This is a genomic window from Nocardia sp. NPDC057668, assembly GCF_042799795.1.
GTDB lineage: Bacteria > Actinomycetota > Actinomycetes > Mycobacteriales > Mycobacteriaceae > Nocardia.
The window spans coordinates 511,892-533,339 of sequence record NZ_JBHVIC010000006.1; the positions used below are offsets into that span (position 1 = coordinate 511,892).

A 21,448-nucleotide genomic window follows, 5' to 3' on the forward strand; every position below is an offset into this window, starting at 1 on the left:
CGGGGGGGCTCGAGCCCCACCCCATGGTTGACACCCGGGGGGGGGCCGGGGGGGCCCCCCCCCCGGCCCCCCGACTCTGCTGCCGGTTGCCTATTCGACGGTGACGCTCTTGGCCAGGTTTCGGGGCTTGTCCACGTCCCGGTCCAGCGCGATGGCGGTGTGATACGCCAGCAACTGCAGCGGAATCGTGAGGATGATCGGGTCGAGTTCGGGCGCCACCGCGGGCACCCGAATGACCGCGTCGGCCAGCCCGTCGGGCAGTTCGGTGTTGGTGACCGCGATGACGGGCCCGCCGCGCGCCTTGATCTGCTCGATGGTGGTGATGTTCTTGGCCAGCAGTTCGTCGCCGGGAATCAGCACGACGCTGGGCATGTCGGGATCGATGAGGGCCAGCGGGCCGTGCTTGAGCTCGGAGCCCTGGTACGCCTCGGCGTGAATGTAGGAGATCTCCTTGAGCTTCTGCGCGCCCTCGCGGGCCACCGGCCAGCCGCGCACCCGCCCGACGAAGAACATGCTGCGAGCCTTGGCGTAGTTGGCCGCGATCTCGGCGATCTCGGCGTCCTGGGCGAGCACCGCCTCGATGGCGTCCGGCAGCGCCCGCAGGCCGCTGACGATGCGCTCACCGCCCGCGGCGGACAGGTCGCGCACCCGGCCGAGCAGCAGCGCCAGCATGGCGAAGGACACGGTCATGTTGGTGAGCGCCTTGGTGGAGGCCACCGAGACCTCGGGCCCGGCGTGCAGGAACACCCCGGCGCCGCATTCGCGGGCGATCGCGCTGCCGACCACGTTCACCGCGCCGATCACGCGCCCGCCCTTGCGCTGCAGCTCCTGGACCGCGGCCAGGGTGTCCAGGGTCTCCCCGGACTGGCTGATGGCGACGTACAGCGCGTCCGGATCCACCACCGGGTTGCGGTAGCGGAACTCGGAGGCGGGTTCCGCTACCGCGGGAATGCGCGCCAGTTCTTCGACCAGCTGGGCGCCGAGCTGCCCGGCGTAGTAGGCCGAGCCGCAGCCCAGGAACACCACCTTGCGAATGCCGCGCAGTTCGCGCGCGTCCATGTTCAGTCCGCCCAGGATGGCGGTGGCGAAGCGTTCGTCGAGCCGGCCGCGCAGCGCGCGCCGGACGGCGTCGGGCTGTTCGGCCATCTCCTTGCGCATGAAGTCGTCGTAGCCGCCCAGCGCGTAGTCCTCGGCCGCCATGGCGATGGTGGTCGGGGTCTTGTCGGTGCGGCGTGCTTCCAATCCGAGTGTGCTGGTGCGGAATTCGCCGGCGCGGACGGTGGCCAGCTCGCCGTCGTCGAGGAAGACGACGCGCTGGGTGTGGTGCACCAGCGCGGCCACGTCCGAGGCGACGAACATCTCGCCGTCGCCGACGCCCAGCACGATGGGGCTGCCGTTGCGGGCGACCACGAGTTCGTCGGGGCGGCGCGGGTCGAGCACGAGCAGCCCGTAGGTGCCCTCGACGCGGTGCAGCGCGGTGCGGACGGCGTCCTCCAGGGAATCGGCGTCCGCCAGGGCGGCCGCCACCAGGTGGGCGATGGCCTCGGTGTCGGTGTCGGAGACGAATTCCACACCGGCAGCGGTCAATTCGGCGCGCAGCTCCTCGGCGTTCTCCACGATCCCGTTGTGCACCACGGCGATTCGTCCGGCGCCGTCGGTGTGCGGGTGGGCGTTGGCGTCACTGGGCTCGCCGTGGGTGGCCCAGCGGGTGTGCGCGATGCCGACGTTGCCGCGCAGGCGAGCGCCCTCGGCGTCCACGCGGTTGCGCAGGTCCTGTACCCGCCCTTGGGTTTTGGTGATCCGCAACCGGCCCCGGTGCGGGATGGCGAGTCCGGCGGAGTCGTACCCGCGGTATTCGAGCCGATGCAGGCCCTCGAGCAGGACCGGCACGGCGTCGCGGTGCCCGATGTATCCGACGATTCCACACATTGCGGCGAGGCTCTCCTCTATCCGTAGACGATGCGGCGCAGTTGCCGTTCGGTGAATTCGGGGGCGGCGACCGGCCGCCCGGCGAGTTCGGCGGCGAGCTGCCGCCAGATCTCGGCGTTGCGCACCTGCCGGCGCTGGAGTTCGGCGTGTCTGCGTCGCACGAACTGTTCGGCGGTCTCGTCGAAGTATCCGGCGACATCGGCGACCACACGGGCCGCGACCGCCGCGGGTAGACCGGTGGAGGCCGCCACGTGGCGCACCAGATCCTCCGGAACCCCGTCATTCACCGCACCGAACCTGCCATGATCACCCGCACTCCGCAACTTATCTGCCCGGATTCGGGCAGGAAGTGACGCGAACCTCCCGGGCGGCGGTCGCGGCGCTCGATCCGGGCGGGCACCGGCCCGAGTGTCGGGAAACCCTGGACGCACAACCAACTACCCTTGGCTCCGTGACCTCACCGAATCAGACCGCCGTGGCGACCCTGCACACCAATCTCGGCGATATCAAGATCGCGCTCTTCGGTAACCACGCCCCCGCGACCGTCCGCAACTTCCTCGGACTGGCCGACGGTTCCGCGCCCTACACCACCGCGAACGCCTCCGGCACCAAGTCCGGCCCGTTCTACGACGGCGCGGTCTTCCACCGGATCATCGACGGCTTCATGATCCAGGGCGGCGATCCGACCGGCACCGGCCGCGGCGGCCCGGGCTACGAGTTCAAGGACGAGTTCCACCCGGAGCTGCGCTTCGACCGCGGCTACCTGCTGGCCATGGCCAACGCCGGGCCGGGCACCAACGGCTCGCAGTTCTTCATCACCGTGGGCCCGCAGTCGCACCTGAATCGCAAGCACACGATCTTCGGTGAAGTGGTGGACCCGGATTCGCGCAAGGTGGTCGACACGATCGCCAACGCCGCGACCGATCGCAACGACCGTCCCAAGGACGAGATCGCGATCTCCAGCATCACCATCTCCTGAGTCCACCCGATCCAGAAGAGAATTCGACATGAACCCGCAGCAGCCCGCACCGACCTGTTTCCGGCATCCCGACCGGCCCACCGGTCTGGGCTGCACGCGGTGCGGGCGCCCGGCCTGCCCGGAGTGCCTGACCCCGGCCGCGGTCGGGCAGCACTGCGTGGAGTGCGTGCAGCAGGGCCGCCGGGATGTGCGGCCGGTGCGGTCGATGACCGGTGCGGTGCAGTCGGCCGCCGGCAAGCCGTACGTCACCTGGACGCTCATCGGGCTCAACGTCCTGGTCTTCGCGATCACCGCGATCCAGGCGCGGAATCCGGTGCAGAACACCGCGTCCCAGCTGTTCGTCGATTGGCGGCTGATTCCCGCCCTGGTCGGCGAGGGGGAGTGGTGGCGGGTCGTCGGTTCCGGGTTCCTGCACTACGGCCCGCTGCATCTGCTGGCGAACATGTTCGCGCTGTACGTGCTCGGCCCCTACTGCGAGGCCGCGCTGGGCCGGGCGCGCTACGTCTCGGTGTATCTGGTGTCGCTGCTGGGCGGCTCGGCCGCGGTGACCCTGCTGGGTAATCCGGCGGTGGCCACGGTCGGCGCCTCCGGCGCGATCTTCGGCCTGTTCGGCGCGGTCGCGGTGATCATGCTGCGCACCCGCCAGAACCTGACGCAGATCCTGATGCTGCTGGTGCTCAACCTGATCATCACCTTCGCGGTGCCCGGCATCTCGATGCTCGGGCATCTGGGCGGGCTGTTCGCGGGCACGCTGGCCGCGGGCGGGATCCTGTACCTGCCGCGCTGGCTCAAGGCCAAGACCCCGCAGGCGGCCATGACCATCGGCTGGGTCTCGGTGGCGGCCCTCGCGGTGATCTCGATCGCGGCCATCGCGGTGGGCGCGCCGGACTTCACCGATCTGCTGAACTAGCGCGCCGCGGGGCGATCGACGCGCCCGGCGCGGGACCCGCGATCAGCGCGGGAGATAGGCCCGCAGGACGTCCAGGACGTCCTCGGGATGGGTGCCCAGATCCCAGCGGCCGAAGATGAGCAGCCGCTCGTCGCCGCCGGGTTCGGCGATGTCCATCTCGAGCATGGGCATGCGCCGGCCGAGCCGGCGATAGCTGACCACGCGGGTGCGCACGATGCGGTCCGGGGTGTAGCGCTGGGCCCCGGTCAGGCCGCGCACCACGATCCGCGGCGGATCACCGGGTTCCACGGCCAGGCGCGGGCGCTGCCGCAGCCCGAGCACGAACAGGAAGAGCAGGCCGAGCGCGGCCACCCCGATGAGCAGCCGGCCCGCCGCGTCGGTGGCGAGCGCGGTCGCCGCGAGCAGGCCGAGGCCGCCGATTCCGCAGGCGATCACCGCCGGCAGGGGTGTGGACCAGTCGAGTCGCGGGGTGGGCTCGGTCACTGTCCCCAGTCTCTCCTCGAGTTGTCCACACGGTTATCCACAGGTGTGTATGAATAACAATCGTGTAAGGCACTCATCGCCAGCGCATGGTCATGATCAGACCGACCACCATGAGGCCGAAACCGATCAGGAAGTTCCACGGCCCGAGGTCGTTCATCCAGGCGATCTGCTCGGCGGCCAGGTAGTAGACCAGCAGCCAGACCAGGCCCGCGAGCATGAAGCCCAGCATGATGGAGACGTACCAGACCGGCGACGGACCGGCCGATTTCACCTTCACGGGCGTGCGGCTGGCCGGGTTGATCGTGTAGTCGGTCTTCTTCCGGACCTTCGACTTGGGCATGACGTCCTCAATTTCGGCGTGCAGTCTCGATGAGATTATCCCAGGTCACTCGGGGACTGCTTCCCCAAGCCCCGTGAGGAGTGTCGAGGGATCGGCCCCCGAACTCCGGGACCGGGCGGTCTGCCCGGGTCTCTGTGGCAAGCGTGCCCCATAGTTCACCGGCTGGGGAAGGAACGATCCGCGATCGTTGTGGATCGTTGTGGATCGATGTGGAGCGATGGTGGATCGATGTCGTGCGGGCTGTGGATCGGCGGGCGGGGCGGGCTGTGGATCACTGTGGACGGGCGCGCCGAGCCGGTATTGCGTGCGACGGGCGCGCGCGGGCCAACTACTCTCGACGTATGCGTGTTCTGGTCGTCGACAACTACGACAGCTTCGTGTTCAACCTGGTGCAGTACCTGGGCCAACTGGGTGCCGAGGCGACCGTCTGGCGCAACGACGATCCCCAGCTGGCCGACGTGGACGCTGTCGTGCGGGCGTTCGACGGCGTGCTGATCTCGCCCGGTCCCGGCACCCCCGAACGCGGCGGGGCCAGCATGGACCTGGTTCGGGCGGCGGCCCGGAACGAGCGCCCACTGCTCGGGGTGTGCCTCGGCCACCAGGCCATCGGCGCGGCGTTCGGCGCGACCGTCACCCGCGCACCGGAACTGCTGCACGGCAAGACCAGCGAGGTCTTCCACATCGGCGCCGGCGTGCTGGCCGGGCTGCCGGATCCGTTCATCGCCACCCGCTACCACTCGCTGACCGTGGTCGAGGAGACCATGCCGCCGGAGCTGGAAGTGCTGGGCCGCACCGAATCCGGCATCGTCATGGCCATGCGGCATCGCACCCTGCCCATCCACGGCGTGCAGTTCCATCCCGAATCCGTGCTCACCCAGGGCGGGCACCGCATGCTCGCCAACTGGCTCGGCGTGTGCGGCGAGCGCCCCGACGAGGGCCTGGTCCGCACGCTCGAGGCGGAGGTCGCGGCCCTCATATGAGCCGGGTCGCGGTGGGGACGGCGTGAGCGCGCCCGGTGCGCGGCCGTACGTGCTGCTGTCGGTGGCGGTCAGCGTCGACGGCTATATCGACGACGCGTCCCCGGAGCGGCTGCTGCTGTCCAACGCCGCCGACTTCGATCGGGTGGACGAGTTGCGCGCGGAGTCGGACGCGATCCTGATCGGTGCGGGCACGCTGCGCGGCGATGATCCGCGACTGCTGGTCAACAGCGCCGACCGGCGGTCGCGGCGGCTGGCCGCGGGCAAGCCCGAATACCCGCTGCGCGTGGTCGTCTCGGCGTCCGGCGCGGTGAGCCCGTCGGCGCGGCTGTGGCACACCGGCGGCGACAGAGTGCTCTACACCACCGATTCCGGGCGAATCGCGCTGGGCGGCCGGCTCGATGCCCACGCCGATGTCGTGTCCCTGGGCCACGCGATCGACTTCGCCGCGCTGCTGGACGATCTCGCCCGGCGCGGCGTCGGCCGGCTCATGGTCGAGGGCGGCGGCTCGATACACACCGCGTTCCTGTCCGCGGGGCTGGCCGACGAGCTCAGCATGGCCGTCGCGCCCCTGGTGGTGGGCGATCCCGCCGCCCCGCGCTTTCTCGGACCCGCCGAATTCCCGGGCGGTCCCGCGTATCGCATGCGATTGGCCGAGGTCGGCCGCGTCGGAGATGTGGCCGTGCTGCGCTATCTGCCCAAGGAGGGTTCGGATGTCCATGCCGCACAAGAACGATGAGGCGCGCACCGATCGCGGCTGGATGCGGCACGCGATCGGCCTCGCCCGCCTGAGCCCGCCCAGTTCGACCGCGTTCTCGGTGGGCGCGGTCATCGTCGGCGCGGACGGCGTGGAGATCATCCACGGCTGGTCCCGCGAGACGGACGAGAAGGTGCACGCCGAGGAGTCGGCCCTGAACAAGCTGGAGCCCGGTGACCCCCGGCTGCCGCACGCCACCCTCTACAGCACCCTCGAGCCCTGTTCGCAGCGCGCGAGCCGGGATCGCAAGCCCTGTGCCGACCGCATACTGGCCGCGGGCATCCGCCGCGTGGTCATCGCCTGGCGTGAGCCGGGAACCTTCGTGGACAACTGCCAGGGTGTGGAGAAACTGCGTGAGCACGGCGTCGAGGTCGTGGAACTCGGGGATCTGGCCGACGAGGCCATGTCGATGAACCGGCATCTGTCGCTCTGACTTTCGCGCCCGCCGGGCCGAATCGGGCTGCCGGGCGGGATGTCTCGCCCCGGAACTACGAAAGCCGCACCCGTGGGTGCGGCTTTCGTGGTCTATCGGTCGAGCCTCACGGCGGTCCGAGGGACAGCACCCCGGTAGTGATCGTCACCGTCTGGCTCTTGGAGATGGACGATCCGGCCGTCGGTTGCTGGGCGAGCACCCGTCCCACGGCGGAGGCGTCCAGCGTGCTCTGCGTCGTCTGGCTGATCTGGCCGTTCCAGCCGCGCTGGCGCAGGATGTCCACGGCCTGGGCCGGGGACAGTCCGATGAGGCTGGGCATGGGGATCTGATCGCCGCTGGAGACCTGCACGGTCACCGCGGAGCCCTTGTCCGCCATGGTGCCCGCGCTCGGCGTGGTGCCGATGACGGTGCCCTTGGGCTGGGAGTTCGGCACCTCCTGCACGGTGACCTTGAATCCGGCGCTGTCGGCCAGGTTCGGCTGGGCCACCTCGATGTTCTGCCCGACCACGTCCGGGACGCGCACCTTCTCCGGCCCGGAGCCGAGGGTGATGGTGACCAGCCCGCCGGCGTCGATCTTCTGGGCCTCGCCGGGGACCTGGCTGGTGACCTTGTCCTTCTCGTCGGCGGCGGAGGCCTCGCGCTGGGTTTCCGGATTGAGCCGCAGCCCCACCGAATTCAGCTGCTGTTCGGCCTGCTGCTGGGTGAGCCCGGCCAGGCGCGGCACCGGGACCTGCGAGGGCCCGGAGGAGATCTGCAGGGTGACGGTGCTGCCCTTGTCGATGCGCGAGCCGCCCAGGGGCTGGCTGGCGATGACGTTGCCCTCGGCCACCTTGCCGTCGGGTTTGGTGGCGGTGACGACGGTGAAGCCGAGCTTCTCCAGATCCCGTTGCGCGAGCTGGCCGTTCTTGTTGGCCATCTCGGGCACGGTGATCTGCTCGGCGTTGCTGCCGGGCCCGAGCAGCGCCCAGAACAGGCCGAAGGCGACGGCGAGGGTGCCGAGCACGCCGGCCACGATGAGCGCGGTGCGCCGCGGGTTGCCGTCGTTGTCGACGATCTCCTGTTCGGTGGTGTCGTCGCGGCGCTCGACCGTGCGGTAGCTGCGCGGCGGCGGCAGATCGTCGTCGAGGAAGCTGTTGCGGTCCTCGTCGCTCATGACCATGGGCGCGGTGGGCTTCTGCCCGCCCAGCACCCGGATCAGGTCGGCGCGCATCTCGGCGGCGGTCTGGTACCGGTTGGCCGGGTTCTTGCTCATGGCCTTGAGCACGACCGAGTCGAGTTCGCGCGGCACGCTCGGCAGCACGTGCGAGGGCAGCCGCGGATCCTCGCGGACGTGCTGGTACGCCACCGCGACCGGCGAGTCGCCGGTGAAAGGCGGTTCGCCGGTGAGGATTTCGTACAGCACGCAGCCGACCGAGTACACGTCCGACCGCGCGTCGACCTGTTCGCCGCGCGCCTGTTCGGGCGAAAGGTACTGTGCCGTGCCGATGACCGCGGCGGTCTGGGTCATGGGGTTGGAGCTGTCGGCCAGGGCGCGCGCGATGCCGAAGTCCATGACCTTCACCGCGCCCGCGCGGTTGATCATGATGTTGGCGGGCTTCATGTCGCGGTGCACGATGCCGTTTCGATGCGAGAAGTCCAGCGCCGCACACACATCGGCGATGATCTCCATGGCGCGCCGGGGCGGCATCGGTCCCTTGCCGCGCACGATGTCGCGCAGGGTGTCGCCGTCGACGTACTCCATGACGATGTACGGCAGCGGGCCGCCGTCGACCTCGGCCTCGCCGGTGTCGTACACCGCGACGATGGCCGGATGGTTCAGCGCCGCCGCGTTCTGCGCCTCGCGCTTGAACCGCAGATAGAACGTGGGGTCGCGGGCCAGGTCGGCGCGCAGCACCTTGATCGCCACATCCCGCGCCAGGCGCATGTCGCGCGCCTTGTGCACCTCGGACATGCCACCGAAGCCGATGATCTCGCCCAGCTCATAGCGGGACGAGAGGTTCTTCGGGGTCGTCATCGCGGTCCTTGGGGGATGGCTGGATCACTGTCGGCAGCGCCCTCGACTCCTCGAGCACCGGGGATGGGAAATGATGGTATGCCGATGCCCGGACGGCCCGCCGTGGTGGTCGTGGTCGCGCCCGCCGTGGTGGTCGGCGCGGCGGTCGTGGTCGGCGGGACCGTGGTCGTGGTCTTGGGAACCGTGGTGGTCACCGGCGGCTTGGTGGTCGTCGGCGGCACCGTCGTGGTCGGCGGTTCCTCGGTGGTGGGCGGCGGCTCGTAGGTGGTCACCGGTGGCGGAACCGGCTTCTCCTTCGTCGTAGTGGGCGGGGTGGTGGTCGTCGTGCTCGGCGGCGCCGTCGGCGCGATGACCGCACTGGTGCGGGTGGTCGGGGCCGGATCGTCCGGCGTCCCGCTGAGCAGCACGAAACCCGCCGCGGCGCCCAGGATCAGCGCGCCGACACCGAGTCCGGCCAGTGCCTTCTGACTGTTGGTGAACCGGCCCTGCGGCTCCGGCGCACCGGCCGGGGGCGCACCGAAAGCGGTGTTGCCCACCGGGGTCTGCGAACCCGACATCATGACCGTCGCGCCGGTCGGCGGCGCGGGCGGCGCCTGCCGGTGTGCCTGCGGCGGCGTCGGGTAGCGGGTGGTGGCCGAGTCGGGCCGCGGCGCGTTGGGGATGATCACCGTCGGCCCGGGCGGCAGCACCCGGGTGGCGCCGGTCTGGGCGGGCAGGCCGCCGCCGGGTGTTGGCACCCGCCGGCCCGCGCGCACCGCGGCCACCGCGTCGGCGAACTCGCCGCCGGTGGCGAAGCGCTGCTGCGGATCCTTGGCCATGGTGATCTCGATGAGCTCGCGCACGTTCGGCGGCAGATCTGCGGGCAGCGGCGGCGGGGTCTCGCGCACGTGCTTCATGGCGACGGTGAGCGCGCCGTCCCCGGTGAAGGGCCGTTCGCCCGCCAGCGCCTCGTAGCCGACCACGCCGAGCGCGTACACGTCCGAGGCCGAGGTGGCGTCCTCGCCGGTGGCCTGTTCGGGCGCGATGTACTGCGCGGTGCCCATGACCATGCCGGTCTTGGTGACCGGTGAGGCGTCGACGACCTTGGCGATGCCGAAGTCGGTGATCTTCACCTGGCCGGTGGGCGTGACGAGGATGTTGCCGGGCTTGACGTCCCGGTGCACCACGCCGGCGGAGTGCGCCACCTGCAGTGCGCGCCCGGTCTGCTCGAGCATGTCCAGGCCCTGCTGGACCGAGAGCCGCCCGAGCCGGGACAGCACCGCGTTGAGCGGTTCGCCCTGCACCAGTTCCATGACCAGGTAGGCCATTTCGCCGCCCGAGGGATCCAGCGTCTCGCCGTAGTCGTAGATGCCGGCGATTCCCGGATGGTTCAGCTGCGCCGTCGTCCTGGCCTCGGTGCGGAACCGATGCCGGAACGTGGGGTCGGCGGAGAACTCCGCCTTGAGCACCTTGACCGCGACCCGGCGGTCGAGGCGGGTGTCGAGCGCTTCCCAGACCTGGCCCATGCCGCCGGTGGCGATGAGCCGCTGCAGCCGGTAGCGGTCCGCGATCATCGCACCGTTGTTCAGCATTCCTGACCCTGTCTACCTTGCGCCTTCATGTCGTTCAGCCCCCCAGTCCGGCATCGAGCACCGCGCGGGCGACCGGAGCCGCTACCGAGCCGCCGGTGGCGGCCAGGGCGCGGTCGCCACCGTTCTCGACGATCACCGCGATCGCGATCTGCGGTTTCTGCGCCGGCGCGAACGCGATGTACCAGGCGTGGGGCGGGGTGTTGCGCGGGTCGCTGCCGTGTTCGGCGGTGCCCGTCTTCGAGGCGATCTGGTAGGCCCGCTGGCCTCCGCCCTGCGTGTTCTTCTCCGATTCGATCATCATGGTCGTCAGCTGGGTGGCCACCGGCGCGCTGATCGCCTGGCCGACCGACATCGGCTTGATGGTCTCCAGCATCGTCAGGTCGGGTGCCTGCAGCTGATCCACCAGATGCGGTTGCATCCGGACGCCGCCGTTGGCGACGGTCGCCGCGATGACGGCGTTGTCCAGCGGGGTGAGCGCCACATCGCGCTGGCCGATGCTGCTCTGGCCCAGGGCCGCGCCGTCCGGGATGGTCCCGACGGTGCTGTCCGCCCACGGAATCGGAATGTTGGGATGCTGGCCGATTCCGAACGCGGCGGCCTCGTCCTTGAGTTTCGCGGCTCCCACCTTGATACCGAGTTCCACGAAAGCCGTGTTACACGAGTACTTGAACGCCTCGGTGAGCGAGGCGGTCACGGAATCGCCCGGGCCGCAATGACTCCCGTTGTAGTTCTCCAGCGTCGTCGTGGTGTCCGGCAGTGTGATGCGGGACGCGGCGGTGAGCTGGTCGTCGGGCTTGGCCGCGCCGTTGGAGAGCGCGGCCGCGGTGGTGATCACCTTGAAGGTGGAGCCCGGCGGATAGGTCTGGGACACCGCGCGATTGAGCATGGGCTGGCGCGGATCGGTGCGCAGCGTCTGCCACGCCTGCGCGGAGGCGGCCCCGTCGTGCCCGGACAACAGGTTCGGGTCGTAGGACGGGGTGGACACCATGGTCAGGATGCGGCCGGTGCTCGGCTCGATGGCCACCACCGAACCGGTGTAGCCCTTGGCGGTGAGCTGCTCGTACGCGACCTGCTGCATGACCGGGTTGATCGTGGTGATCACGTTGCCGCCGCGCGGATCCCGGCCGGACACCATGTCGATGAGCCGCCGCCCGAACAGCTGGTTGTCCGAGCCGTTGAGCACCGAGTCCTCGGCGTGTTCGAGCCCGGTGCTGCCGTACTGCATGGAGTAGAAGCCGGTGACCGGCGCGTACCCCAGCGGGTCGGTCGGATAGGTGCGCAGGTACCGGTAGCGGTCGTCGGTGGAGACCGAGCTCGCCAGCACGGTGCCCTGCGCGGAGATCTGCCCGCGCTGGCGGGCGTACTCGTCCAGCAGCACCCGGACGTTGCGCGGATCGTTGCGCAGACTGTCCGCCTTGAAGACCTGGACGTAGGTGGCGTTGGCGAGCAGGGCCAGCACCATGACCATGACCGCCATCGCGACCCGGCGCAGCGGAGTGTTCACGCGAGGCCCCCCTTCGGCGGGCGGCGCACCATCTGGGTGGGCGCTTCCGCGATCGGCTCGGGCGCTTTCTTGCGCACCGGGGCGGGCGCGCGCGCCGCGTCGGACACCTTGATCAGCAGCGCCAGCAGCGCGTAGTTGGCCAGCAGCGACGAGCCGCCGTAGGACACGAACGGGGTGGTCAGGCCGGTCAGCGGGATCAGCTTGGTGACGCCGCCGACCACCACGAACAACTGGATGGCGATGGTGAAGGACAGGCCCGCGGCGAGCAGCTTGCCGAAGCTGTCGCGCACCGCCAGCGCGGTCCGGAGACCGCGAATGACGAAGACGCAGAACAGCATCAGCACGGCGGTCAGCCCGATCAGGCCGAGTTCCTCACCGATCGAGGTGATGATGAAGTCGGTCTTGGCGAACGGCACCTGGGAGGGCCGTCCGCTGCCCAGGCCGGTGCCCGCGAGTCCGCCGGTGGCGAGCCCGAACAGCGACTGGGAGATCTGGTAGCCGGTGTTGCTGTAGTCGTCGAACGGGTGCAGCCAGGTCTCCACGCGCACCTGCACGTGCCCGAACATCTTGTAGGCGAAGAAGAATCCGATGCCGAGCAGTCCGAGGCCGATGACGACCCAGCCCACCCGCTCGGTGGCGATGTACAGCATGACCAGCACGGTGCAGAAGATGAGCAGCGATGTGCCCAGGTCCTTTTCGCGCACCAGCACGCCGATGCAGACCAGCCACACCACCAGGATCGGGCCCATGTCGCGGGCGCGCGGCAGTTCCATGCCGAACACGTGCTTGCCCGCGGCGGTGAACAGATCGCGCTTGGCGACCAGCACCCCCGCGAAGAAGATGATCAGCAGGATCTTCGCGAACTCACCGGGCTGCATGCTGAAGCCCGGCAACCGGATCCAGATCTTCGCGCCGTTCACCTCGGAGTACTTGCTGGGCAGCAGCGCCGGGATGGCGAGCGCGATCAGGCCGACGAGCCCGAGGGTGTACGCGTAGCGGGCCAGCGTGCGGTAATCGCGCAGCACGATGATGACCCCCATGAAAACCACCATCCCCAGCCCCGTCCACAGCACCTGCTGATTGGCATCGGGGGAGGGGATGGACTTGGAGGCGAAGATCGCGTCCTGCTTCTCGGCCAGGTCCAGGCGGTGGATCAGTACCAGCCCGAGCCCGTTCAACAGGGCGACGATCGGTAGTAGGAGGGGGTCCGCGAAGGCCGCGAAACGCCGCACCGCCAGGTGCGCCACCCCGAACAGGGCCATGTAGGCCGCGCCCAGTTTGGCGATGTCCCAGGAGATCGACTGTTCCTGGCTGGCCTCGACCAGCACCAGCGACACCGTCGTGATGAGCGCCGCCAGTCCGAGGAGCAACAGTTCCACATTCCGCCGAGTGGACGGCGGAGGCGCGGGAGCGAATCCGCCCGGCGGACTGGGAAAGGCCCCAGCGGACGGTGGTGCCGGTGCGGACATCAGTCCGCCACCCTGCAGTTCTGCCCCGGCGTCTGCGGCGCGGTCGTGGTGGTGGCCGACGGCTGGTCGGTCTTGCGGGGTTCCAGCGGGCGGTTCTCGCCACCGGGCTGCGCCTCGGGCGTGGTGGTCGGGACGACCGTGGTGCTCGCGGGCGGGGTGGTGGTCGTGGTGGTGTTCGGCGTCGAGGCGGCCTGCTTCTCACACGGCGGCAGCAGTTCGCGCTCGGCGAGGGCGCGCATCTGCTTGACGGCGTCGTCGTGCGAGCCCGGGGGCAGCCCCTTGTCGACCGAATCACGGCCGGTGGGCTTGAGATCGATGAGTTTGAGTTCGCGGCAGCCGGCGGGGAATTCCGCGTCCGGCGCGACCAGTTGGAGTTCGCCGCCGCGGGTGACGCAGCCGCGCTGATCGACATCGCGAATGGAGTAGCCGAGTACCGAACCGGGCAGACCGCGGTGAATCACCACGCGGTCACCGTCGGCGCCCACGTAGTAGTTGCCGCGAATCATGTTGTAGCCCACCGTCAGACCCGCCCCGACGGCCACCAGCAGCGCGAGCGACAGGGCCACCCAGCGCAGTTTGTGACTCTTCTTGGGCGGATCGGGCTCCGGCTGCGCGACCGCGCGCCGGGGTGCGGCGCGCGGTGGTCTCATGGCGGCGGCCCGCCCGGCGGCGGTGTTCGGCGGGGGAGTGTCCTCGTCCTGCCCCGACGCCGCGCCCGCGACGATGGGGTGGCTCTGCCCGTAGTCCAGGTCGATGACATCGGCGACCACGACGGTCACGTTGTCGGGACCGCCACTGCGCAGGGCCAATTCGATGAGCCGATCCGCCGACTCGTCGGTGCTGCCCTCGCGCAGGGTGTTGGCGATGGTCTCGTCACTGACCACGTCCGACAGGCCGTCGGAGCACAGTAGGTAGCGATCACCGGCCCGGGCCTCGCGCACCACCAGGGTGGGCTCGATCTCGTTGCCGGTGAGCGCCCGCATGATGAGCGAGCGCTGCGGATGGGTGTGGGCCTGCTCGGGGGTGATGCGGCCCTCGTCCACCAGCGACTGCACGAAGGTGTCGTCGCGGGTGATCTGGGTGAGCTCACCGCCGCGGAGCATGTAGGCGCGGGAGTCGCCGATATGGGCCAGGCCGAGTTTGCGGCCGGCGAACAGGATGGTGGTGAGCGTGGTGCCCATGCCATCGAGTTCCGGCTCCTCCTCGACCTGATCGGCGATGGCGGCATTGCCCTCGCGCACAGCGCGATCGAGCTTGCCGAGAAGGTCGTCGCCGGGCTCGTCGTCGTCGAGATGCGCCAGCGCGGCGATCATCAACTGGGAGGCGACTTCACCGGCGGCGTGGCCGCCCATGCCGTCCGCCAGCGCGAGCAGTCGCGCGCCGGCGTAGACGGAGTCCTCGTTGTTGGCTCGGACGAGACCGCGGTCGCTACGCGCGGCGTAGCGGAGAACAAGAGTCACGATCGCAGCTCGATCACTGTCTTACCGACACGGACAGGGGTGCCGAGTGGAACTCGCACCGGGGTGGTGACCTTCGACCGGTCGAGGTAGGTCCCATTGGTGGAACCGAGATCCTCGACGTACCAGTCCTCCCCGCGCGGCGAGAGTCGCGCATGCCGGGTGGAGGCGTAGTCGTCGGTGAGGACCAGTGTGGAGTCGTCCGCGCGCCCGATCAGCACCGGCTGCGCGCCGAGCGAGATTCGAGTGCCGGCGAGTGAACCCTGAGTCACCACGAGATATTTGGCGCCCTTCTGGCCTCGGCGCAAGGATGGGAGCACCGCTGAACCGCCAGGGGCCCGTGGTGCGACCCGGATGCCGGAGGCCGCGTAGATATCGCTGCGCAAGGTCCGGAGCACCGCCCATACGAACAGCCACAACAACAGCAGGAACCCCGCACGGGTCAATTGCAGGATCAATCCCTGCACGGTGCTCCACCTCCTGTTCGACCGTGTCGTAGGTACGGCTTTCGACCCCCAACCGGTGTGCTGGTCGAAGCGGCCCTATTCGCTACGCGTGCCGGGCATTCCGACAGTGGTAGCAGCCGCCGCGCGTGCTGGCAGCATCATAGGGCCGTAGACCGGTTGCGATCACGATACGACCGAGGATTCTCGGGTCATATCGTGACCTGCACCGCGAGCTTACGGGATCAGACGATCCGGATCAGGATCTCGGAATGCCCGGCGCGGATGACATCACCGTCGGCGAGCTGCCAATCCTGTACCGGAGACCCGTTGACCAGCGTTCCATTGGTCGAACCGAGGTCCGAGAGCATGGCCGTCTGGCCGTCCCAGCGAACCTCGATGTGCCGCCGGGAGACACCGGTGTCGGGCAGGCGGAAGTGCGCGTCCTGCCCGCGGCCGATGATGTTGCTGCCCTCACGCAACTGGTACGTGCGGCCGCTGCCGTCGTCGAGTTGCAGGGTCGCGGAGTAGCCGGACGCCGCGGCGGGCGCGTAGCCGCCGCCACCGCCCTGCTGCCCGTAGCCGCCGCCCTGCTGGCCGTAACCCTGGTCGCCGTAACCCGCCTGGCCCTGGTCGGCGTAGCCCTGCTGGTTCGGGTCGGCGTAGCCCTGCTGGCCCTGCTGCCCGTAGCCCTGGTCGGCGTAGCCCTGGTCGTACCCGCCCTGCTGGCCGTAGCCCTGGTCCGCCGGGTAGGCGGGCTGCTGCCCGTAGCCGCCGCCCTGCTGCCCGTAGCCCTGGTCGGCATAGCCCTGCTGGCCCTGATCGCCGTAGCCCTGCTGGCCCTGCTGCCCGTAGCCCTGGTCGGCGTAGCCCTGGTCGTACCCGCCCTGCTGGCCGTACGCCTGGTCCGCCGGGTACGCGGGCTGCTGCCCGTACGCCTGCTGGTCGTAACCCTGCTGGCCGTAGCCCGCTTGGTCGCCGTAGCCGCCGCCCTGCTGGGCGCCGTAGCCCTGCTGGCCTTGCTGGTAGTCGTACCCGTTCTGGTACTCGCCGTAGCCCTGGTCGGCGCCGTAGCCACCCTGCTGGCCGTAGCCGGCCTGGTCGCCATAGCCCCCCTGCGGTGCGGGGCGGCCCGCAGGCGGAGCGCCGTATCCACGGCGTGGATCGGACTCCGCGGGCTCACGGCTGGGGTCGTAGCCTGAGTTCTGCGTCATGGGGCCAGCTCCTGGTTGCGGGTTGGGTCGTGGTCTGCGTTCAGGTCCTGCCGCCGGACCCGCCCGGCGGTCGACGCTACCGCCGACGGCGTCCGGATCCACTCGGCCGCGAGTCCTGAACTGTCCGGTGTGCAGCGTAGGGGATGCCTCGAACTCGACGTGTACTTCGCCGTAGGTCTGCCACCCTTGTTCGCGGATGTAGTCCTGCAGATGCTTGGCGAATGCGCGCACGGTGAGGTCGTGATCGGCCTGTCCTTCGCCCTGGACGAGCTGCCCCAGGTCCGACTCGTTGACGGTGATGACGTAGCTGTTCGGTGCGAGCCGATGTCCGCCGCCGATGTCCTGCACGTTGTCCGAGGCCTCGCGCTGCAGCGCGGCCTCCACCTCCTGCGGGACAACGCTGCCGCCGAACGCACGCGCGAAGGCGTCACCGACTGCCCCTTGGAGGCGACGTTCGAATCGCGAAACAATCCCCATCGCCCCTCCTCTCGGGTCAAGGACGCTCCCTCGAGTGAAGCGTTCGTCGTGTCGGGTCTGCGGGTGTGACGCCGTTGACCTGCGCGTTCGTCCGATACAGCGGCACGCGAGCATGGCGTGTCGCTGTGGGGACACGGTGCTTGCATGATATCCGCGTTCGCCCACACCTGTAACTCTTGACGGCACCCCTGGGTTCCCAGCCTGCCATCACCCGCCGGGATAGCCGGTAACCAGCGGATTTCGTTTTGGCGCATACCCCGTGATACGTTTCTTCCCGTCGCTCGGGCGAGTGGCGGAATGGCAGACGCGCTGGCTTCAGGTGCCAGTGTCCGTAAGGACGTGGGGGTTCAAGTCCCCCTTCGCCCACAAACAGTAGGCCCCATCCGAATCCGGATGGGGCCTACTGCGTTTCGTGCTGCCTCCGGGTTCGCGCCTGTGTGCGCTCCCGAGCTTGCGCTCGATCGCACTCCCCGGCGATACCCCGTTTTTCGGGTCTTGTGCGGCGCCGTTCGAACCTCGGCGCCGATGCCCGGGAATCCGCAGGTCAAACGTAGTGTGACGAAGATCGCAGACACGCGCGTGAACTCCTCGGCCGGGGCGTTGCCGGAGTGCCTCCGACGGTCCGCGCGGGGGTGTAAATCGATTGCCGGAAGGTATCGAATCGGGTATGCGCCCGATTTCCTTCCGCCATTGCCGGATGCCCGTTTGGCCAAAATGAGGTTAAACAGACTTGGGGTCTGTTTCACTTTCGGTGACCGCTGGGCAATGGCGCTGAGATGGTGAGAAACACCAGCTTAACGCGGGTTGAACCACCGGCGACGGGTATTGGCCGGACTGATCGGCAAACGGCGCCGGGCGTCGCCGGCGGGGGTGCGCGGCGGGGGTGAAACGGCCCGGAGAAATGGCTCGGGCGCACGGTTCGGAAACGGCTCGGCAGCCGCCCCGCAAAGCCGAAGCTGGAAATTAGCGATGTTCTCGGGTTGCCTTCGTGCGAACCATGTTTCGCCTGGTCGCGTCGTGCGTCCGCTGAGCGAGTCGGAGGTTGCGTAGCCATAACGATTGTGTAGAGTCGTCGGCAACGCTGGCCGCAGCTGAGCCGGACTCGCTGCGGCCAGTGCAAATCAATTCCTGGCCGTTGTCGCCGGCGTTCGAGTCGCCGGTGCCGCAGGGAATTCCGGGCTCTCGCCCACATGAACAGCGGGCATCGCCGGATTGCCGAAAATGTGCGCGGCCGCCGCCGCTTCCTCGTCCCGGACCACGCGCCGTCCCAGCCCGAAGACGTAGAGCAGGAAACCGAGTTCGGCGAGCGCGCCGATCCCGACCCGAACCGCGGTCGGCCAGCCGCTCGGGGTGACGAAGCCCTCCAGCAGACCCGACACGAACAGCACCACGACCAGACCGAGCGCGATGACCGCGGTGGCGCGTCCCTGCCGGGCCAGCGCTCGCGCCCGGGTCTCGTGCCCCGGATCGATGAGCGTCCAGCCCAGCTTCAGACCCGCGCCGCCGGCCACGAAAATGGCCGTCAACTCCAGCATTCCGTGCGGCAGGATGAATCCGAAGAACGATTCCAGCCGGCCCGCCTCGGCCATCAGCCCGGCGCTCACGCCGAGGTTCATCGCGTTCATGAACATGACGTAGACCGCGGGCAGGATCAGCACCCCGGTGAACAGCGCCGCCGCCGCCACCGAGGCGTTGTTGGTCCACACCTTGGCCGCGAAGGCGTCGTGCGAGTGTTCGGAGTAGTAGGTCTCGAAGGCCCCGCCGGGCCGGGTCAGCTCGTCGGTGTCCGAGTCGATGCCCAGATGCCGACGCGCCGAATCGGATTCGGCCACCCACGCGCCCAGCGCCGTGGACACCGCCAGGAACAGCGCGGCCACCGACACCCACCACGGCCACGCGCGATAGGCCGCCGCCGGGAAGCGCCGGGTGAAGAACAGGCCGATCTCGCGCATCGTGTCCACCTGCGCGCCGAGCGCGCGCCCGCGCGCCCGCGTCAGGACCGCCGAAAGCCCGGCGATGAGCTCGGGATCGGCCGAGCGGGTCTGCAACCGGGCCAGCTGCTGCGAGCCGATCCGGTACAGCCGCACCAGCTCGTCCGCCTCCGCCCCGGTGAGCCGCTTGCGGCGCGAGGCCAGCTGGTCGAGCCGATCCCACGAGCGCCTGTGCACGAAGGTGTACGCGTCCAGATCCATCGGTTGCCTTCCTGTGCTACCACTCGACAGAATGCTATCCATCGAATCGGACCGCGAACCCGCCGCAGCGAAGCGAAGGCAGAAGATATGGCACTGTTCACGACCGGTGAGGCCGTCGCGGTCGAATTGCCGATCGCTCGCATTCCCACGCGGGCGGCGGCGTTTCTGCTCGATCTGATCCTGCAGCTGTTCATCGGCCTGGTGCTGGTGGTGATCACCCAGCTCACGCTGGACGCCTGGGACGCGGATTCGGCGTGGCACGACGCCGTCATGGTCGCCACCATCGTCGGGGTGCTCATCGGTTATCCGACACTGAGCGAGACGTTCTCGCGCGGGCGCTCGATCGGGAAGCTCACCCTGGGCCTGCGCGTCGTGCGCGCGGACGGCGGCCCGGTCGACTTCCGGCACGCGGTCACCCGCGGGCTCGCCGGCACCGTCGACTTCTGGTTGCTCGGCACCGGACTGGTGGCCGTGGTGAGTTCGCTGTGCTCGGCCGACGGCCGCCGGATCGGCGACGCGCTGGCGGGGACCGTGGTGGTGCACGATCGCAGCCGCCTGCCGTTCGCGGCGCTGGCCGCGCCGCCGCCGTGGCTGCTGGCCTGGTCCCGGCCGCTGGACCTGACCGGCCTCACCGACGAGCTGGCGCTCGCGGTCCGCACCTACCTGACCCGCTCGCGCACCCTCACCCCGATGGCGCAGGAGCAGCTGGGCCGCACCCTGGTGCTCGCGGTGTGCACGCAGCTCGCGGTGCCCCCGCCCAACGGCTATCCGCCGCTGCAGATCCTGGGCGCGGTGCTGGCCGAACGGCAGCGCCGCGCCATCATGGCCGTTGCGCCTCCGCCCGTGATCGCGCGCCCGGCGTTCGCGACCTAGCGTTCCGGAGCGGTTGCGGCGGAACCGGACTCGTCGTCCTCGTGCGCAACCGGCCCCGATCCCGGTGATTCCAGCCGGATCCGGCGGCGCCGCCCGGCCGCCGCCCATCGGACACGACGGCCGGTCCCGTCAGAGCGCGCCGGTGCGCTTGAGTTCCAGGTACTCGTCGGCCAGGGCCTCGGGGAGCCGGTCGGGCGACGCGGTGATCACGCGGACGCCGATGCGGCGCAGGTTCTCCCGGGCCACCGCGTCGTCGGCGACGACGTTCTCGGCCGCCGCGGCCGCGTACAGATCGGACAGGCCCGAACGCCGGGTGACCGCGTGCGCGACCTCGGGGTCGGTGACCGAAACGACCAGCACCCGATGGCGTTCGGTGAGCACCGGCAGCACGGGCAGCAGCCCCTCCTGCACGGTGGCCGCGTCGAGATGGGTGAACCACACCACCAGGCTGCGGCGGCGGGCGCGCTGCAGCGTGGTGCGCAGCAGACCCTGGTAGTCGGTGTCCACCAGCTCCGGGGTCACCGCGGCCAGCGCGTGCATGAGCTTGAGCTGCAGGCGTTTTCCGCCGACCCCGCGCACCTCGGCGCGCACCCGGCGGTCGTACGCGAGCAGATCCACCGCGTCGCCGCCGGCCGCGGCCAGCCCGCCCAGCAGCAGCGCCGCCTCGATGGTCGCGTCCAGGCGGGTGCCCGCGCCGACGTGGCCCGCGCTCACCCGCCCGGTGTCCAGCAGCATGACCACGTGCCGATTGCGTTCGGGCCGCCAGGTTTTCACCAGTACGTCGTTGGCGCGGGCGGTGGCGCGCCAGTCGATGGTGCGCACGTCGTCGCCGGCCACGTATTCGCGGAAGGAATCGAATTCGGTGCCCTGCCCGCGCACGGTCGTGGTGTTGCGGCCCTCCAGGTGCTGCAGCCGCCTCACCTTGGAGGCCATCAGCTTCTCGCTGGTGAACGGGGGCAGCGCGCGCAGCCGGGCCGGGACCGCGCGGCGCACCTGGCGTCCGGCCAGGCCGAGCGGCCCGTAGAGCCGCACGGTGACGGGCCCGGCGATCCGGTCGCCGCGGTACTGCGGCGTGAGTTCGGTGTGCAGCCGGGTCATCGTGTTGGGCGGCAGCCGCAGCGCGTGCCCGCGGTGATCGGCGTGCGCGCTCGCGGGCCAGTCGTCCCACAGCACGCCGCGCAGCGTCCGCGCGCCGGTGTTGAGCGCGACGAGTTCGACCTCGATGGTCCGCCCGCTGCGCACCGTGGTGATCGGCGCGCGCGAAAGCTCCAGCGCCGCCGCGGAACCCGCCAGCGCGAGATCGGCGAGCGCCAGCGCGGCGAGCACGCCGGTCGCCAGCAGCACCCCGGGCCAGGACGGCAGCACGAAGGTGACGAACAGCGCCGCGAGACCCGCCGCGGCGGCCAGCCGGCCGGTGACGATCACG

19 protein-coding genes and 1 tRNA gene are annotated in these 21,448 nt (G+C 69.9%); 7 read left to right on the plus strand and 13 right to left on the minus strand.

The window, feature by feature from the left end; translation table 11 throughout:
* Window positions 1-90: 90 nt before the first annotated feature.
* Together glmS and ACFVBH_RS32940 are read right to left on the minus strand one after the other, a co-directional pair.
* A complete protein-coding gene (glmS, locus tag ACFVBH_RS32935; RefSeq protein ID WP_379007671.1) occupies window positions 91-1,929 on the minus strand; it encodes a glutamine--fructose-6-phosphate transaminase (isomerizing) in 1,839 nt (612 codons plus the stop codon).
* Between the two features lie 17 nt (window positions 1,930-1,946).
* Window positions 1,947-2,216, minus strand: coding sequence for a hypothetical protein (locus ACFVBH_RS32940; RefSeq protein WP_354988208.1), 270 nt, complete (start codon window positions 2,214-2,216; stop codon window positions 1,947-1,949).
* A gap of 164 nt (window positions 2,217-2,380) precedes the next feature.
* Between ACFVBH_RS32940 and ACFVBH_RS32945 the strand changes: the two genes are divergently transcribed.
* Window positions 2,381-2,908, plus strand: coding sequence for a peptidylprolyl isomerase (locus ACFVBH_RS32945; protein ID WP_354988207.1), 528 nt, complete (start codon window positions 2,381-2,383; stop codon window positions 2,906-2,908).
* Window positions 2,909-2,936: 28 nt separating this feature from the next.
* Window positions 2,937-3,818, plus strand: a complete 882-nt coding sequence (locus tag ACFVBH_RS32950) for a rhomboid family intramembrane serine protease (protein ID WP_379007676.1) — start codon at window positions 2,937-2,939, stop codon at window positions 3,816-3,818.
* A 42-nt stretch (window positions 3,819-3,860) separates the two neighbouring features.
* Here ACFVBH_RS32950 and ACFVBH_RS32955 read toward each other — a convergent pair whose 3' ends face one another.
* Window positions 3,861-4,301 carry a PH domain-containing protein gene (locus ACFVBH_RS32955; protein ID WP_379007679.1) on the minus strand — a complete coding sequence of 147 codons (441 nt, stop codon included), beginning with the start codon at window positions 4,299-4,301 and terminating at the stop codon, window positions 3,861-3,863.
* Between the two features lie 73 nt (window positions 4,302-4,374).
* Window positions 4,375-4,641 (minus strand): cell division protein CrgA, encoded by a 267-nt coding sequence (gene crgA, locus ACFVBH_RS32960; protein ID WP_354988204.1) that lies wholly within the window; start codon window positions 4,639-4,641, stop codon window positions 4,375-4,377.
* A gap of 341 nt (window positions 4,642-4,982) precedes the next feature.
* Between crgA and ACFVBH_RS32965 the strand changes: the two genes are divergently transcribed.
* The 3 genes from ACFVBH_RS32965 to ACFVBH_RS32975 are packed head-to-tail and all read left to right on the plus strand — an operon-like array spanning window position 4,983 to window position 6,808.
* Window positions 4,983-5,621 carry an aminodeoxychorismate/anthranilate synthase component II gene (locus ACFVBH_RS32965; protein WP_354988203.1) on the plus strand — a complete coding sequence of 213 codons (639 nt, stop codon included), beginning with the start codon at window positions 4,983-4,985 and terminating at the stop codon, window positions 5,619-5,621.
* Between the two features lie 22 nt (window positions 5,622-5,643).
* Window positions 5,644-6,357, plus strand: a complete 714-nt coding sequence (locus tag ACFVBH_RS32970) for a dihydrofolate reductase family protein (protein WP_354988202.1) — start codon at window positions 5,644-5,646, stop codon at window positions 6,355-6,357.
* Window positions 6,332-6,808, plus strand: coding sequence for a deaminase (locus ACFVBH_RS32975; protein ID WP_354988201.1), 477 nt, complete (start codon window positions 6,332-6,334; stop codon window positions 6,806-6,808). The genes ACFVBH_RS32970 and ACFVBH_RS32975 overlap by 26 nt, the downstream gene beginning before the upstream one ends.
* Before the next feature lie 106 nt (window positions 6,809-6,914).
* Here the strand turns inward: ACFVBH_RS32975 and pknB are convergent, their stop codons facing one another.
* The 7 genes from pknB to ACFVBH_RS33010 form a co-directional block, all read right to left on the minus strand.
* A complete protein-coding gene (gene pknB, locus ACFVBH_RS32980) occupies window positions 6,915-8,822 on the minus strand; it encodes a Stk1 family PASTA domain-containing Ser/Thr kinase (RefSeq protein WP_354988200.1) in 1,908 nt (635 codons plus the stop codon).
* Window positions 8,819-10,393: a protein kinase gene (locus tag ACFVBH_RS32985; RefSeq protein ID WP_354988199.1), complete on the minus strand. Its 1,575-nt coding sequence runs from the start codon at window positions 10,391-10,393 to the stop codon at window positions 8,819-8,821. The genes pknB and ACFVBH_RS32985 overlap by 4 nt, the downstream gene beginning before the upstream one ends.
* Before the next feature lie 34 nt (window positions 10,394-10,427).
* A complete protein-coding gene (locus ACFVBH_RS32990) occupies window positions 10,428-11,897 on the minus strand; it encodes a peptidoglycan D,D-transpeptidase FtsI family protein (RefSeq protein WP_379007686.1) in 1,470 nt (489 codons plus the stop codon).
* The gene (locus ACFVBH_RS32995; RefSeq protein ID WP_354988197.1) at window positions 11,894-13,366 is read right to left on the minus strand and encodes an FtsW/RodA/SpoVE family cell cycle protein; all 1,473 of its coding nucleotides are present in this window, start codon (window positions 13,364-13,366) and stop codon (window positions 11,894-11,896) included. Before ACFVBH_RS32995 ends, ACFVBH_RS32990 begins: the two co-directional genes overlap by 4 nt.
* Entirely contained in the window at window positions 13,366-14,826 is a 1,461-nt protein-coding gene (locus ACFVBH_RS33000) for a PP2C family serine/threonine-protein phosphatase (protein WP_354988196.1), read from the minus strand. The genes ACFVBH_RS32995 and ACFVBH_RS33000 overlap by 1 nt, the downstream gene beginning before the upstream one ends.
* Window positions 14,823-15,290: an FHA domain-containing protein gene (locus ACFVBH_RS33005; protein ID WP_354988195.1), complete on the minus strand. Its 468-nt coding sequence runs from the start codon at window positions 15,288-15,290 to the stop codon at window positions 14,823-14,825. The genes ACFVBH_RS33000 and ACFVBH_RS33005 overlap by 4 nt, the downstream gene beginning before the upstream one ends.
* Before the next feature lie 221 nt (window positions 15,291-15,511).
* Entirely contained in the window at window positions 15,512-16,957 is a 1,446-nt protein-coding gene (locus tag ACFVBH_RS33010; protein ID WP_379007691.1) for an FhaA domain-containing protein, read from the minus strand.
* Window positions 16,958-17,240: 283 nt separating this feature from the next.
* Here ACFVBH_RS33010 and ACFVBH_RS33015 point away from each other — a divergent pair.
* Window positions 17,241-17,323: transfer RNA gene (locus ACFVBH_RS33015), tRNA-Leu, on the plus strand.
* Between the two features lie 755 nt (window positions 17,324-18,078).
* Here the strand turns inward: ACFVBH_RS33015 and ACFVBH_RS33020 are convergent.
* Entirely contained in the window at window positions 18,079-19,149 is a 1,071-nt protein-coding gene (locus ACFVBH_RS33020; protein WP_379007693.1) for a stage II sporulation protein M, read from the minus strand.
* A gap of 87 nt (window positions 19,150-19,236) precedes the next feature.
* Here ACFVBH_RS33020 and ACFVBH_RS33025 point away from each other — a divergent pair, with 87 nt between their 5' ends.
* The gene (locus tag ACFVBH_RS33025) at window positions 19,237-20,022 is read left to right on the plus strand and encodes an RDD family protein (protein WP_354988192.1); all 786 of its coding nucleotides are present in this window, start codon (window positions 19,237-19,239) and stop codon (window positions 20,020-20,022) included.
* Between the two features lie 129 nt (window positions 20,023-20,151).
* On the opposite strand, the gene ACFVBH_RS33030 is transcribed toward ACFVBH_RS33025, so the two are convergent.
* Window positions 20,152-21,447: a DUF58 domain-containing protein gene (locus tag ACFVBH_RS33030; protein ID WP_354988191.1), complete on the minus strand. Its 1,296-nt coding sequence runs from the start codon at window positions 21,445-21,447 to the stop codon at window positions 20,152-20,154.
* Window position 21,448: the final 1 nt, after the last annotated feature.